This window comes from Amycolatopsis sp. NPDC003861 (assembly GCF_053605405.1).
In genome coordinates this window covers 1-12,177 of record NZ_JBSGJD010000277.1, presented here as the reverse complement: position 1 = coordinate 12,177, position 12,177 = coordinate 1, and the positions used below count along the sequence as shown (strand labels likewise).

Below are 12,177 nucleotides of genomic sequence, written 5' to 3'. Positions count from 1 at the left end.
TCGGACGCGGCCCGGGCGGCGGCGGTGCTTACCGTCCCGCTGCCGACCCCGGGCGCCCGGCGGGTGTCGTGAGTGGTAAGGCGGGTTAGAACCCGCCTTACCACTCACGACAGCTGCGGCAGGGTCAGGACGCCAGGGCGAGTTCCCGCCGTTCGGCGCGGGCTTCGCGGCGGTCCAAGGTGCCCGAGACGACGGCCAGCGTCAGCCCGAACACCGCGAGCAGCGCGCCGACCCAGTTCGGGGCGACCAGGCCGAGCCCGCCCGCGATCACCAGCCCGCCGAGGTAGGCCCCGATCGAGTTGGCGATGTTGAACGCGGACTGGACGGCGGCCGACACCAGGGACGGTGTGCCGCCCGCCTTCTCCATGATCCGCGCCTGCATCATCGGGCCGATCATGAACCCGGCGACGCCGACGAAGAAGATCGTGATCGCCGCGCCGATCTTGCCCTGTGCGGTGATCGTGAAGATGCCCAGCACGGACGCCAGCGCCAGCAGCGCGATGTACAGGCTCGGCATCAGCGCCCGGTCGGCCAGCCGGCCGCCGAGCAGGTTGCCGATCGTCATGCCGACGCCGGCCAGGGACAGCAGCAGGGTGACGTTCGACGGCGAGTAGCCGGCGACGTCGGTCAGCATCGGCGTGATGTAGGACAGGCACGCGAACACGCCGCCGAGGCCGAACGTGACGATCGCCAGCGCCAGGTGCACCTGCGGCCGCTTGAACGCGCCGAGTTCGTTCCGCAGCGAGGCCTCGGCCGCGGGCTTGCCCTGGTGCGGGACGAGCTTCGCGATGGCCGCGATGGCGATCAGGCCGATCACCGCGACGACGCCGAAGGTGGCGCGCCAGCCGACCTGCTGGCCGAGCAGCGTGCCCAGCGGCACGCCGATGACGTTCGCCAGGGTCAGGCCCAGGAACATCAGCGACACGGCCTTGGCGCGCTCGCCCTGGCCGACGAGGCTGGAGGCGACGACCGCGCCGGCGCCGAAGAACGCGCCGTGGGGCAGGCCGGCCAGGAACCGGAACGCGACGCCGAACTCCTGGTTCGGCGAGAGCGCGAAGAGGGCGTTGCCCAGCGTGAACAGGCCCATCATGGCCAGCAGCATGGTCTTGCGCGGCAGCCGGACGGCGACCGCGGTGAGCAGGGGGGCGCCGACGACGACGCCGAGGGCGTAGGCGGAGATGAGGTGGCCGGCGGCCGGGATGTCGACGCCGAAGTCGGCGGCCGCCTGGGGCAGCACGCCCATCATGACGAACTCGGTGGTCCCGATGCCGAAAGCTCCGATGGCGAGCGCGAGCAGCGCGACGGGCACGGCACTCCTTCCAAAGTGGGTAAACGATTACTGAGCCTAGTTTTCTGGATCGGTTCAGTAGGCGGGCAAAAAGAAAGACAGCCGATCGGCCCCAGCGCCGTGAGCTGCCTACGCCCAGTCCAACAAGCGAGGGGGTCCGTTGTCATCCCGATATCGGGTGACGATCCACACCGTAACGCCGTGATCAGCGCGGAGCGGCCAGCACGCCGGTCAGCAGGCCGGGGAACAGGGCGTCGAGATCGTTGCGCCGCAACGAGTTGAACCGCGTGGTGCCTTCCTGGCGGCCCGCCACCACCCCGGCCTGGCGCAGGATGCTCAGGTGGTGGGTGATTGTGGACTTCGTCACCGGCACGGTCAGCGCCCCGCAGGCGACTTCGTGCTCGGTGGCCGCCAGCTGCCGGACGATGGCCAGCCGCACCGGGTCGGCGAGGGCGCGCAGCACCCCTTCGACGGTGATCTCCTCCCGGGCCGGGTGGGCGATCGGGGGCAGGGTGTCGGTCTTGGCCATGGGTCCATGGTACGACGCCGGTCGAAATTCGGGGACGAGTCGTAGTACGGTGACTGTCGAACTACGACGTTCATCGAACTTATCCCTGCTTCGCTTGGGGGCCCAGCCCATGTCCGCACCTGCCCAGCCGAGGATCTCGGTCCTCGCCTTCGGCGCCTTCGGCGTCGGGACCAGCGGTTACATCGTCGCCGGGCTGCTGCCCGCGCTGACCGGCGAGCTGCACGTCTCGGCCACGGCCGCGGCGCAGCTCGTGACCGCTTTCGCCATCGCGTACGCGGTCGGCTCGCCGTTGTTCGCCGCGGCCACCGGCACCTGGGAGCGCCGGACGCTCCTGGTCGCCGCGCTCGCCGTCACCGGCGCCGGCAACCTGTTCGCCGCGCTCGCGCCCGGCTACGGCTCCCTCCTGGTCGCCCGGGTGGTGACCGCGGTCGGCGCCGCGGTGTTCACGCCGGCGGCGAGCGCGGTGGCGGCCGAGCTGACCGCGCCGGAACGCCGGGGCCGCGCCGTCGCGCTCGTGTTCGGCGGCCTGACCGTCGCGCTCATCTTCGGCGTCCCGCTCGGCAGCCTCATTTCCCAGCACCTCGGCTACCGGACGGCCTTCGCGCTGGTCGCCGCGTTCTCGCTGGTCAGCGCGTTGGCCATACGGCTCGCGCTGCCCACGGTCGCCGCGCCCCCGCGGGTGGGCCTGGCCGAGCGGTTCGCCGCCGGCCGCGACCCGCGGGTGCTCGTCATGCTGGCCACGACGGTGCTCGCCTGCCTCGCCGCCTTCATGGTCTACACGTTCGTGTCACCGCTGCTGGCCGCTACGGCGGGCGTGCACGGCACGACGGTGACGATCCTGCTGTTCTGCTACGGCGTCGGCGGCGCGATCGGCAACTTCGCGGGCGGCCGGGCGGTCGACCGCTGGGGCTCGCGGGCGCCGCTGCTCGTGGTCACCGTGGCCGTCACCGCGGTGATGGCGTTGCTGCCGCTGACGACGGTGACCCCGGTCGCGGCCGGCATCTCGCTGTTCGTCTGGGGGCTGGCGACGTGGTCGTTCAACCCGCCGGTGCAGCACCGCCTGATCGAGCTGTCGCCGGGGCACGCCGGGCTGGTGCTCTCGCTCAACGCGTCCGCGATCTACCTCGGCGTCGGCCTGTCCGGCGTGGTCGGGGGAGCGGTGCTCGCCTCGGGCGGCCCGCGGCTGCTGCCCGAGGTCGCGGCCGCGCTGACCCTCGTCGCCCTGCTGCTGGTGGGCTGGACGTGGGGGCGGGTCCGCGAGCCCCGGGAACCGGTCGCCGTCTAGTCGGCGTGCGCCTGGACCTCGCAGTCGGGGCCGGGGTACACGAGCCCTTCGTGCCCGTCGGCGAACCGCACCAGATAGGGCGGTGCGCCGTCGGGGCCCCGGACTTCGAGGATCTCGCCGCGCTGCTCGGCCGCTCCGACGGTCCGGCCGTGCACCTGGATTTCGTCGCCTACTCCTGCGTGCATGGGCTTCACCTCCGGGTCCAGGGTAGGAGCGGAAATCCGTCCCGTGGACCCGGCGAACGGGTTAGAATCCCCGGCATGATCAGTGAATCCGGAGGCGCCGCGCCTCGGCGCCGGTGAGCCCTTCGGTCCGGGTCCGCACGCCCCGAGAGCTGCGGAAGTCCCGGCGGAGCAAGGCACATTCCTGTTGGGGGCACCTGGTGGCCGCCCCGCTGTGGCCGTTGCACGGCGCCAACCTCGGCACGCACCTGCGACGCCGTCGGCGCGTGCCTCGCCGTGCCGCGGTTCCCGTGGGTGCCCGAAGCGTTGCGGAGGGGGAACACGTTGCGGCGTCCGGCCTGCGTGCACTGGGTGCACGACCCACCGGCCTGGCTGGCCCGCGAACGCGCGGCGGGCACGAAGGTGGTCGGCGTCGAGCTGGCCGAGGAAGCCGTCCGGCTGGCCGACCTGCCCGCCGCCCGCGGCCGCACGATCGCCGTGCTCGGTCATGAGCAGACCGGCATCCCTTCGGAGGCTCTCGACCTGCTCGACAGCGCTTTCGGGGGTCCGGGTGGCGAAGCCCCCGGCCCGGGGCGGAGCCCCGGTTGTCACAGCGTCGTGGAGATCCCGATGGTCGGCACCGGTGCCAGCCTGAACGTCGCGGTGGCCGGGAGCCTCGTGCTGTACAAGCTGGCCGGCCTGCTGTGACGAGTCTGAAGTGGACGGTCGCGGAGAACGCCGCCTGGTGCGATCTGGTGTGCGGCGGGGAGTTCGGCCTGCGGGCGTGGACTTCGCCGTCCCGCGCACCGGAGTACTACCCGGACGCGGTGACGCTGACCCCGGACGCCACCGCCGCCGACATCCTCCCGTTCGTCGACGGCTCGGCGGGGTGTTCGGTCAAGGACAGCTTCGCGACCTTGGCGCTGCCCGGGTTTTCGGTGCTGTTCGAAGCCACGTGGATCGCGTGCGGGCCGGGCGTCCCCGAGCCGGGCTGGCGGCGGCTGACCGAGCACGGCTTCCCGGTCGTCGCCTCGGTGGCGGTGCTGTCCCGCGGCCCGGCGCGGGTCGTCGCCCACCGCGGCGAGGAGGTGGTGGGGCTGTCCAACTTCGCGGGCCCACCCTCGGCGTGGCCCGGCGCGGTGGCGGCGGTGGCGGCCGCGTTCCCGGGGCTCCCCGTGGTCGGCTACGAACACGGCGACGCGCTGCGGATCGCGCTGGACCACGGCGCTTCGGCGCTCGGACCCCTGCGCGTCCTAGTGCGTTAGCCGGCCTTCGCGGCGGCCTTGGCGGCCTTCTTGAACGCGCGCACCTCGGCGAGGGTTTCGGCGCTCGTGACGTCGGCGATCGACCGGCGCGAGCCGCGGTCGCCGTACGCGCCGGCTGCCTCGCGCCAGCCCTTCGGCTGGATGCCGCGCTGCTTTCCCAGCAGGGCCAGGAAGATCTTGGCCTTCTGCTCCCCGAACCCGGGCAGGGCCTTCAGCCGCTTGAGGACCTCGGGACCGTCCGGCTTCGGGCGGCCGTCGAGCCAGATGCCTTCGGTGCGGCCGTCGTAGGTTTCGATGATGTGCTGGGCGAGCGCGTGGACGCGGCGGGCCATCGAGCCGCCGTACCGGTGGATGGCCGGCGGCACCACGCAGAGCTCGACGAACTCATCGACCTCGGTCGCGGCGATCTTCGCCAGCGAGAACCCGTCCATCCGGTTCTCGATCTTCCGCGGGCCCATGAAGGCGTGCTCCATCGGAAACTGCTGGTCCAGCAGCATGCCGACGAGCAGGGCGAACGGGTCGTCGTTCAGCAGCTTGTCGGCCGCCGGGTCACCGGTCAGGTGCAGTTCGCGCAGCATGCTGTCATCTTGACACAGTCTCCCGCTCCGGCAGGTGCGCGACGACCAGCGCGACCGTGATCGCGCGCCACATCATGTCCGGTGAGATCGGAACGGCGTCGTCACCGGGTTTTCGCGTAGCGCGACGGCGTCGTGCCCAGGTACCGCTTGAAGTGCCGGGTCAGGTGGGCCTGGTCGGTGAACCCGGCCGCCGTCGCGACTTCCGCGGCCGGGGTGCCGTCGAGCAGCAGGCGGCGGGCCCGGTCCACCCGGCGGCCGGTCAGGTACCGGTGCGGCGGCAGGCCGAACCGCGCCCCGAAGCAGCGGACGAGGTACGCCGGGTGCGCGCTGAGCGTCTCGCCCGCTTCGGCCAGCGTCAGCGCTTCCGGCAGGCGCGCGTCCAGGAGGTCCCGGAGGTCGTCGGCCAGGCCGCGCTTCGGCTCGTGCGACGCCGGCTTGCCCAGGTGGGTGCGCAGGCGGTCGGCGACCAGCACCAGCCGGCTCTCGGCCTCCAGCGCGTCGCCGGGCTCGGCGAGGGACTCGTGGAGCTGGTGGATGCGGGTGCGCAAGAGGCCGTCGGCGAGGCTCGGCCGGTCGACCGCGGCGCCGATCAGGTCTTCGCCGAGCACCGGCGTGTCCAGGTAGAGCACCCGCTTGCGGAAGCCGTGGCTGGTCGCGGCGCGGCCGTCGTGGGCGACGTTCGGCGGCAGCAGCGTCACGGCCGGGCCGAGCGCGCCGTGGTGGTGGCGGTCGAGGTCGTAGCGGATGACGCCGTCGTCGACGATCAGCAGCGTCCACGTGTCGTGCGTGTGCAGCGGGTAGGCGTGCGTGGTGAAGCGCGCGTGGAAGACCTCGGCGATCCCCGGGACCGCCGGCCGCCAAGCCGCGACGTCCGCCATGTCAAGAACGTACAAGACGCGGCCGTCGCGCCCGGGCGATCGTGACCGGCATGAGTTCCTTCGACACGAAGATCGCCGTCCTGCTCCGCGACGACCTGGCGTCCTGGCAGCGGCTGAACGTCACGGCGTTCCTGGTGAGCGGCATCGCCCACGTGACGCCCGAGCTGATGGGCGAGCCGTACGCCGACGCCGACGGCACCGGGTACCTACCGATGTTCGGCCAGCCGGTGCTGGTCTTCTCCGGGACGGCGGCCGTCCTCACGGCGGCCCACGCCCGCGCGCTGGGCCGCGGCCTCCGGTTCTCGATCTTCACCGACGAGCTGTTCCACACGGGCAACGACGCCGACAACCGCGCGGCGGTCCGCGAGGTGCCGGGGGAGAAGCTGGCGCTGGCCGGAATGGCGGTGCACGGGCCGAAGAACGCCGTCGACAAGATCCTCAAGGGCGCGTCGCTGCACCGTTGAGGAGAAACCCCCTGTCCCCCGGGAGGGTGAGCTGCCAGCATGATCGGCAGTGCCGCGGAGGGCGGCTCGGGATGGGGAGGTTCCGTGACTTCACTTCGTCGTGCGTGCGTGGTCCTGACGGCGGCGGCCGGGCTGGGCCTGGCCCTCGTGCCGGTCGCCTCGGCGGACCCGCTGCAGACGGTCGACTACACCTCGGAAGACGGTGCCTGGCCGCTGGAGGGCAGCGCCCACTACGCGGCTCCGGGCGACGAGATCGCCGTCTGGGAGTACAACGGCGTCCTGAAGATCGACGTCCAGTCGGGACTGAAGGACCTGCGCGTCGAGCTGAGCGCGCCGACGGGGGAGACCCTGCACACCGGCACGTACACCGGCGCGCGGTTCCGCTGGCAGAGTGACCAGGAGCTGACCACCCCGGGGATCTTCGTCTACACCCACGGCAACGTGTGCAGTGAGGCGTACGCCGACTTCACGATCGACCGGCTGGAACCGGCCGAGGACGGCTGGTCGACCGACGTCGACCTGACGTTCGTCCAGCACTGCGGCAGCCCGGACGGCCCCGCCACCCGCGGCGAGGTCCACTTCCGCGCCTGAGTCACGGGGCCGTCGCGTGCACCACGAAGACGCTTCGGACGCGCTCGCCGTCGTCGGCGGTGAAGGTCTTCGCCGACACATCGACGAAGCCGTGGGCCAGCGCGGCGGCCCCGGCCTCGTCGAGCGGGAACGCCAGGTCCTTCGGCACGAACTCGGCGAACGGCCCGGACGGCTTGAACCGCGCTCCGGACACCACCGAGAAAGCCAGCCGCCCGCCCGGCTTCAGCACGCGCAGCCAGTCCGCGAACGCCACCGCGCCCAGGAAGTGCAGCGAGGACGCGCACAGCACCACGTCGGCCGAACCGTCGGGCGCCGGCATCGGCACCGCCGGCGCGACCTGCCACGTGATGACGCCGGACGGATCCTGCGCGGCGGCCTTCGCCTCGGCCCGCGCGACCATGGCCGGCGACAGGTCGACAGCCAGCACGCGCGCCGGCTTCAGCTGCAACGCCGCATAGGCCGCGAAGCCGGTTCCCGTGGCGACGTCCAGCACGAGTTCCGGGCCGGACGGCAGCGGCTCGACCAGCGCGGCGGCCACCGAGGCGTGGAACGTGTCGTCGTCGTAGTGCTCGGCTGTGCCGTCGAAGAACGCGGCCCGGGATTCGTCGCTCACGAACCCAACCTAGCCGGGCTCACCAGCGGTTTTCAGGCGGCGACGCCCGGCGAACCCGAGGTCGGCGCGGTGGTACCAGGCCAGGTCGCGGTCACCTTCCAGCCAGCACAGGAGCACGTCGGTGCCGTCCAGCTCCGCCGGGAAGTCGACCAGCAGCGGCGCGAACCCCTTGAGCTCGGCGCCGGTGCGCTGGACCGTCGTCATCAGGTCGTCGAGGCGGGCCTGCGCGGCCTTCCACTCGGGCAGGCCGCCCAGCTCGGTGGCCCGGCCGCCCGGTCGCAGCGACGCCGCGAGCTCGGCGGCGTCGGCGCGGACGCGCACGAGTTCGTCGAGGACCGGCCGCAGGCGCGCCAGTTCGGCGCGGGCCTCGGCGACGGTGAACAGTCCCATCCGCCGATGATGCCACCGGCCTGGGTCAGCCCTCGCGCCGCCGCCGGACCAGAGCGTTGGCCAGTCCGCTGCCGACCAGCAGGAAGCCGACGCCGAGCAGGCCGCCGATGAAGAGGAAGTCCATGACGCCGTAGGCGATGTCGCTCTTCGGCATCAGGTTGACCAGCCGGAACCCCCATTCGGGCATGGCCATCGCGGCGACGCCGGGCAGCACGCCGTAGATCAGGCCGCCGAGGATCGGGCCGACCGCCGACAGGGCGCCGAGCGCGGCGACGACCAGCAGCAGGATCGCCCCGCCGGCCAGCAGCGCGATGCCGAGGGCGTCGCGGTTGGTGCTCAGCGTGGCCTGGATCAGCTGCTGCTGGCGCAGGCCGCCCCAGCTCAGCAGGCCGAGCGCGACCGGCGTCAGCACGAGCCCGCCGAGCGCGCTGACGACGTGCGCGGCTCCGCGGCGCGGCCGCTCGTCGAGCACGTCACCGGGCTCACCGGAATCCTGGTAGTCGTTCTCGTAGTCGTCTTCGTAGCCGGCGTACCGATGGGTCGACATGGCCGTCACCTCCCGCATCAAGAATTCACGGGTGGCATCGTGCCCTGGTTCACGCCCGAAAAGCGACGGTCGCTCGGCGAGCGGTCGGATCGGGCCGTGCCCGGTGATCCGTGCCACAAAGCGCGGGTGGAGACTTGATGCCGACCACTACTTGAACCATCCAGGTGCGTCAAGCAGTACGCTTGTACCGCTACCGGCGAGACGTATCGAAGAACGCGAAGATCCGCGGAAGGAGCACCGCTGCTCATGGCCAAGATCAAGGTCCAGGGCACCGTCGTCGAACTCGACGGCGATGAGATGACCCGCATCATCTGGCAGTTCATCAAGGACAAGCTGATCCACCCGTACCTGGACGTGAACCTGGACTACTACGATCTGGGCATCGAGGAGCGGGACCGCACCGACGACCAGGTCACCATCGACTCCGCGAACGCCATCAAGAAGCACGGCGTCGGCGTCAAGTGCGCGACGATCACCCCGGACGAGGCGCGCGTCGAGGAGTTCGGCCTCAAGAAGATGTGGCTGTCCCCGAACGGGACGATCCGCAACATCCTCGGCGGCGTGATCTTCCGCGAGCCGATCGTCATCCAGAACATCCCGCGGCTGGTGCCGACGTGGACGAAGCCGATCATCATCGGCCGTCACGCCCACGGCGACCAGTACAAGGCGACCAACTTCAAGGTCCCCGGCCCCGGCACGCTGACCATCAGCTTCACCCCGGAGGACGGGTCGGAGCCGATGGAGTTCCAGGTCGCGAAGTTCCCCGAGGGCGGCGGCGTCGCCATGGGGATGTACAACTACCGCAAGTCGATCGAGGACTTCGCGCGCGCGTCGCTGCAGTACGGCCTCGACCGCGGCCTGCCGGTCTACATGTCGACCAAGAACACGATCCTCAAGGCCTACGACGGCATGTTCAAGGACGTGTTCCAGGAAATCTTCGACGCCGAGTTCAAGGCCGACTTCGACAGCAAGGGCATCTCCTACGAGCACCGCCTGATCGACGACATGGTCGCCGCGGCGATGAAGTGGGAGGGCGGCTACGTCTGGGCGTGCAAGAACTACGACGGTGACGTCCAGTCCGACACGGTCGCGCAGGGCTTCGGCTCGCTCGGCCTGATGACGTCGGTGCTGCGCACGCCGGACGGCCGGACCGTCGAGGCCGAGGCCGCGCACGGCACGGTCACCCGGCACTACCGCCAGCACCAGCAGGGCAAGCCGACGTCGACCAACCCGATCGCGTCGATCTACGCCTGGACCCGCGGCCTCGAGCACCGCGGCAAGCTGGACGGCAACCAGGAGCTGATCGGCTTCGCGAACAAGCTCGAGCAGGTCGTCGTCGAGACCGTCGAGAGCGGCCAGATGACGAAGGACCTCGCGCTGCTCATCAGCAAGGACCAGCCGTGGCAGACGACCGAGGAGTTCCTCGCGACGCTGGACGACAACCTGGCGAAGAAGATCGCCCAGGGCTGAGTTCGTGCCTTGAAGGCCCCCTCCCCGGTTCGCCGGGGAGGGGGCCTTTCGCTTTGATCACACGCGGTGACGTCGCTGGCGCCTCCGGGTGGTTGCGTCGTCCGGCGCTGCCGTCGGGGTAAAGGATTGCCTACCCTTGGCGTGGGGACGGGTTCGCGGGTTGGAGGAAGGCATGTCGAAGAAGACTCTGCTCATCTTGGGCGCGCTCGTCCTGATCGTCATCGTGTACGTGAACTCGTCGGGCAAGCAGGCGTCGGGAGCGTCGGCCACCGGCTGCAAGGTGACGGTGACCGCGGACGTCCTCAACGCCCGCGAAGCGGCCGACGGCAACGCCAAGGTCGTCGGCAAGTACCTGCGTGACGCCCAGTTCGACGTCTTGCCGGGTGTGCAGGCCGGCTTCCGGAAGGTGGCCGACAACAAGTGGGTGGCCGCCGAGTTCACCCAGCCCGTCGCCGGCTCCGCCTGCTGAGGTTTCAGAGGCCGATCAGGTCGGCCGCGAGCGTGACGACACCGAAGGCCGCGGCCGAGAGGCCGAGCGTCCGCGCGCGTTTCAGGTCCCGTTTCGCGGCGGCGCGCCAGTAGAGGCCGATCCCGATCGCCAGCATCAGCAGTTCGACGACGGCCGAGACGGCGGGCAGCCGCCAGAGCCCGAAGCCGAAGACGGGCAGATCGCCGGCGTTGCCGGGCAGGATCGGCAGGTCGGCGCGGTGCACGACGAGGTCGAGCAGCCAGTGCGAGAAGACGACCCCGCCGAGCACGAGCCCGGCTTCGCGGCCGAGCCAGTTGGCGGCGACGGCGCCGAAGAGCGCGGCGAGCACCAGTGCGCCGACGAGCGAGTGCGTGTAGTCGGCGTGGATGACGCCGCCGCCGTAGCCTTCGCCGTCGATCGTCTCGACACCGCTCAGGTAGAGCGGCACGAAGACGACGTCGAGCCAGGCGGTGGCGAGCATGAGCGTCCACACGGGAATGGCCGGACGGCCCGCCTTGACGGCGGCGGCCAGCCCGAAGTGCCCGGCGATCATCGGCGGGCCTCCGCCCAGGGGAAGCGCGTGTCGAGCACGCCGAGCCCGACGGTGAAGAGGAGGACGGCGAGGAGGAAGGTCATCGTTTCTCCGGGTGGTTCGTCGCGTAGTCGGTGAGGCCCTGGACCAGCATTTTCTTGAGCACTTCGAAGCTCTCGCCGACGTCTTCGGGGCGCCCGAAGCCACCGGAGGCTTCGAGGCTTGCGAAGCCGTGAACGGCGGCGCGGATGCACCGCGTGGCGTGGACGGATCGGGCGTGGTCGAAGCCGAAGGGCCGCAGGACGGCGAAGACGACTTCGGCCACGGCATGGGTGGCGCGGCTGAGTTCGACATCCCCTTGATCGGGGGCGGCGGTCAGGGCGTGGGTGCGGTGCGGGTGGGCTTGCAGGTAGTGCCGGTAGGCGTCGGCAAGGGCGGCAACGGCATCCCCGCCCTCACGCCCGGTGGCGGCGTTCTTGAGGGTGTCGGCCATTTCTTTGACGACCCGGAGGTCGATGAGCCGCCGAAGGTCCGCGAGGTTCTTGACGTGCTTGTAGAGGGAAGGCGCGGCAACCCCGGCGCGTTCGGCGACCTTGGCGAGGGTGAGCTCGCCGGGCCCGGCTTCATCGACGAGGGCGATCGCCAGCTCGACCACGGCATCGGTGGTCAGCCCGGCTCTAGGCGACATGGTGGCTACTTGGCATAGCTTTAAAGCTAATGTCCGTAGCTTCGGCGGTCAAGGCCCGGTTTTTGTCGGTGGTGGGTGCTAGAACTGATCACGTCGAAAACCGCAGGTGGCGGCCGTTGGGGGCCGCTGGGAAGGAGGGAACGTCCGGGGGCGGGCGACAACTGAATCGCGGCTTGGGTTGGGCCAGATTGGGCCGGGTGTCCGCGGGGTCTCCAGGGGGAGTCTCGCGGGCCGGGCGCCCGAGCGGTGCGGGGGATCGAGCCTTGGGATCGAGCCTTGGGGACGTGCTCAGACGGGGGTCAGAGCACGAGGGACGATCGTCGGTGCCGGGGTGCCGGGGTGCCGGGGTGCCGGGGCCCAGCAGGTCCGCGATCAACCCCGCCAAGTGCGCGGCGATCGCCTCGCGGGCCGCCTCCGGGGTGGCCGAGC

General features: G+C 71.1%; 17 protein-coding genes. 7 read left to right on the top strand and 10 right to left on the bottom strand.

The genetic code is table 11. The features are described from left to right. Positions 1-124: 124 nt before the first annotated feature. Together ACWEVN_RS41180 and ACWEVN_RS41175 are read right to left on the bottom strand one after the other, a co-directional pair. Complete coding sequence (locus ACWEVN_RS41180; RefSeq protein WP_452054903.1) at positions 125-1,309, bottom strand: MFS transporter; 1,185 nt, start codon at positions 1,307-1,309, stop codon at positions 125-127. A 184-nt stretch (positions 1,310-1,493) separates the two neighbouring features. Continuing rightward, on the bottom strand, positions 1,494-1,817 hold the full coding sequence (locus ACWEVN_RS41175) for an ArsR/SmtB family transcription factor (protein WP_449685104.1): 324 nt from the start codon (positions 1,815-1,817) through the stop codon (positions 1,494-1,496). Positions 1,818-1,926: 109 nt separating this feature from the next. On the opposite strand from ACWEVN_RS41175, the gene ACWEVN_RS41170 reads away from it, so the two are divergent. Beyond that, positions 1,927-3,102 (top strand): MFS transporter, encoded by a 1,176-nt coding sequence (locus ACWEVN_RS41170; protein ID WP_452054902.1) that lies wholly within the window; start codon positions 1,927-1,929, stop codon positions 3,100-3,102. Here the strand turns inward: ACWEVN_RS41170 and ACWEVN_RS41165 are convergent. Next, entirely contained in the window at positions 3,099-3,287 is a 189-nt protein-coding gene (locus tag ACWEVN_RS41165) for a DUF1918 domain-containing protein (protein WP_191312265.1), read from the bottom strand. The two genes, ACWEVN_RS41170 and ACWEVN_RS41165, sit on opposite strands and share 4 nt — an antisense overlap. A gap of 348 nt (positions 3,288-3,635) precedes the next feature. Between ACWEVN_RS41165 and ACWEVN_RS41160 the strand changes: the two genes are divergently transcribed. After that, positions 3,636-3,971, top strand: a complete 336-nt coding sequence (locus tag ACWEVN_RS41160) for a hypothetical protein (RefSeq protein WP_452054901.1) — start codon at positions 3,636-3,638, stop codon at positions 3,969-3,971. After that, a complete protein-coding gene (locus ACWEVN_RS41155; RefSeq protein ID WP_452054900.1) occupies positions 3,968-4,528 on the top strand; it encodes a hypothetical protein in 561 nt (186 codons plus the stop codon). Before ACWEVN_RS41160 ends, ACWEVN_RS41155 begins: the two co-directional genes overlap by 4 nt. Here ACWEVN_RS41155 and ACWEVN_RS41150 read toward each other — a convergent pair. Together ACWEVN_RS41150 and ACWEVN_RS41145 are read right to left on the bottom strand one after the other, a co-directional pair. Next, positions 4,525-5,106: an HhH-GPD-type base excision DNA repair protein gene (locus ACWEVN_RS41150; protein ID WP_449685098.1), complete on the bottom strand. Its 582-nt coding sequence runs from the start codon at positions 5,104-5,106 to the stop codon at positions 4,525-4,527. The two genes, ACWEVN_RS41155 and ACWEVN_RS41150, sit on opposite strands and share 4 nt — an antisense overlap. Positions 5,107-5,207: 101 nt before the next feature. Then, positions 5,208-5,984, bottom strand: coding sequence for an AraC family transcriptional regulator (locus tag ACWEVN_RS41145; RefSeq protein WP_449685097.1), 777 nt, complete (start codon positions 5,982-5,984; stop codon positions 5,208-5,210). A gap of 50 nt (positions 5,985-6,034) precedes the next feature. Between ACWEVN_RS41145 and ACWEVN_RS41140 the strand changes: the two genes are divergently transcribed. Both ACWEVN_RS41140 and ACWEVN_RS41135 read left to right on the top strand, forming a co-directional pair. Then, positions 6,035-6,448, top strand: coding sequence for a DUF2000 family protein (locus ACWEVN_RS41140; protein WP_452054899.1), 414 nt, complete (start codon positions 6,035-6,037; stop codon positions 6,446-6,448). 84 nt (positions 6,449-6,532) lie between these two features. Then, positions 6,533-7,039: a hypothetical protein gene (locus ACWEVN_RS41135; protein WP_452054898.1), complete on the top strand. Its 507-nt coding sequence runs from the start codon at positions 6,533-6,535 to the stop codon at positions 7,037-7,039. A gap of 1 nt (position 7,040) precedes the next feature. Here ACWEVN_RS41135 and ACWEVN_RS41130 read toward each other — a convergent pair whose 3' ends face one another. From ACWEVN_RS41130 to ACWEVN_RS41120, 3 genes are read right to left on the bottom strand one after another with little or no spacing between them, the layout of a single operon-like run. Beyond that, positions 7,041-7,652, bottom strand: coding sequence for a class I SAM-dependent methyltransferase (locus tag ACWEVN_RS41130; protein WP_452054897.1), 612 nt, complete (start codon positions 7,650-7,652; stop codon positions 7,041-7,043). Positions 7,653-7,661: 9 nt separating this feature from the next. Next, complete coding sequence (locus ACWEVN_RS41125; RefSeq protein WP_452054896.1) at positions 7,662-8,042, bottom strand: DUF2203 domain-containing protein; 381 nt, start codon at positions 8,040-8,042, stop codon at positions 7,662-7,664. Positions 8,043-8,067: 25 nt separating this feature from the next. Further along, positions 8,068-8,589, bottom strand: a complete 522-nt coding sequence (locus tag ACWEVN_RS41120) for a hypothetical protein (protein WP_310967487.1) — start codon at positions 8,587-8,589, stop codon at positions 8,068-8,070. A gap of 246 nt (positions 8,590-8,835) precedes the next feature. On the opposite strand from ACWEVN_RS41120, the gene ACWEVN_RS41115 reads away from it, so the two are divergent. Both ACWEVN_RS41115 and ACWEVN_RS41110 read left to right on the top strand, forming a co-directional pair. Next, a complete protein-coding gene (locus tag ACWEVN_RS41115) occupies positions 8,836-10,059 on the top strand; it encodes an NADP-dependent isocitrate dehydrogenase (protein WP_310967486.1) in 1,224 nt (407 codons plus the stop codon). Between the two features lie 172 nt (positions 10,060-10,231). Beyond that, positions 10,232-10,528 carry an SH3 domain-containing protein gene (locus ACWEVN_RS41110; RefSeq protein WP_310967484.1) on the top strand — a complete coding sequence of 99 codons (297 nt, stop codon included), beginning with the start codon at positions 10,232-10,234 and terminating at the stop codon, positions 10,526-10,528. Positions 10,529-10,532: 4 nt separating this feature from the next. Here ACWEVN_RS41110 and ACWEVN_RS41105 read toward each other — a convergent pair whose 3' ends face one another. Continuing rightward, positions 10,533-11,081, bottom strand: coding sequence for a permease (locus ACWEVN_RS41105; RefSeq protein ID WP_452054895.1), 549 nt, complete (start codon positions 11,079-11,081; stop codon positions 10,533-10,535). A gap of 79 nt (positions 11,082-11,160) precedes the next feature. Further along, positions 11,161-11,748 (bottom strand): TetR/AcrR family transcriptional regulator, encoded by a 588-nt coding sequence (locus ACWEVN_RS41100; RefSeq protein ID WP_452054894.1) that lies wholly within the window; start codon positions 11,746-11,748, stop codon positions 11,161-11,163. Between the last annotated feature and the right edge of the window lie 429 nt (positions 11,749-12,177).

Bases quoted from the DNA above. Each gene is read 5' to 3' on its own strand.
- ACWEVN_RS41115 (WP_310967486.1), top strand. From the start codon at position 8,836: ATGGCCAAGATCAAGGTCCAGGGCACCGTCGTCGAACTCGACGGCGAT.
- ACWEVN_RS41120 (WP_310967487.1), bottom strand. From the start codon at position 8,589: ATGTCGACCCATCGGTACGCCGGCTACGAAGACGACTACGAGAACGAC.
- ACWEVN_RS41105 (WP_452054895.1), bottom strand. From the start codon at position 11,081: ATGATCGCCGGGCACTTCGGGCTGGCCGCCGCCGTCAAGGCGGGCCGT.
- ACWEVN_RS41125 (WP_452054896.1), bottom strand. From the start codon at position 8,042: ATGGGACTGTTCACCGTCGCCGAGGCCCGCGCCGAACTGGCGCGCCTG.
- ACWEVN_RS41110 (WP_310967484.1), top strand. From the start codon at position 10,232: ATGTCGAAGAAGACTCTGCTCATCTTGGGCGCGCTCGTCCTGATCGTC.
- ACWEVN_RS41175 (WP_449685104.1), bottom strand. From the start codon at position 1,817: ATGGCCAAGACCGACACCCTGCCCCCGATCGCCCACCCGGCCCGGGAG.
- ACWEVN_RS41145 (WP_449685097.1), bottom strand. From the start codon at position 5,984: ATGGCGGACGTCGCGGCTTGGCGGCCGGCGGTCCCGGGGATCGCCGAG.
- ACWEVN_RS41100 (WP_452054894.1), bottom strand. From the start codon at position 11,748: ATGTCGCCTAGAGCCGGGCTGACCACCGATGCCGTGGTCGAGCTGGCG.
- ACWEVN_RS41140 (WP_452054899.1), top strand. From the start codon at position 6,035: ATGAGTTCCTTCGACACGAAGATCGCCGTCCTGCTCCGCGACGACCTG.
- ACWEVN_RS41170 (WP_452054902.1), top strand. From the start codon at position 1,927: ATGTCCGCACCTGCCCAGCCGAGGATCTCGGTCCTCGCCTTCGGCGCC.
- ACWEVN_RS41150 (WP_449685098.1), bottom strand. From the start codon at position 5,106: ATGCTGCGCGAACTGCACCTGACCGGTGACCCGGCGGCCGACAAGCTG.
- ACWEVN_RS41165 (WP_191312265.1), bottom strand. From the start codon at position 3,287: ATGCACGCAGGAGTAGGCGACGAAATCCAGGTGCACGGCCGGACCGTC.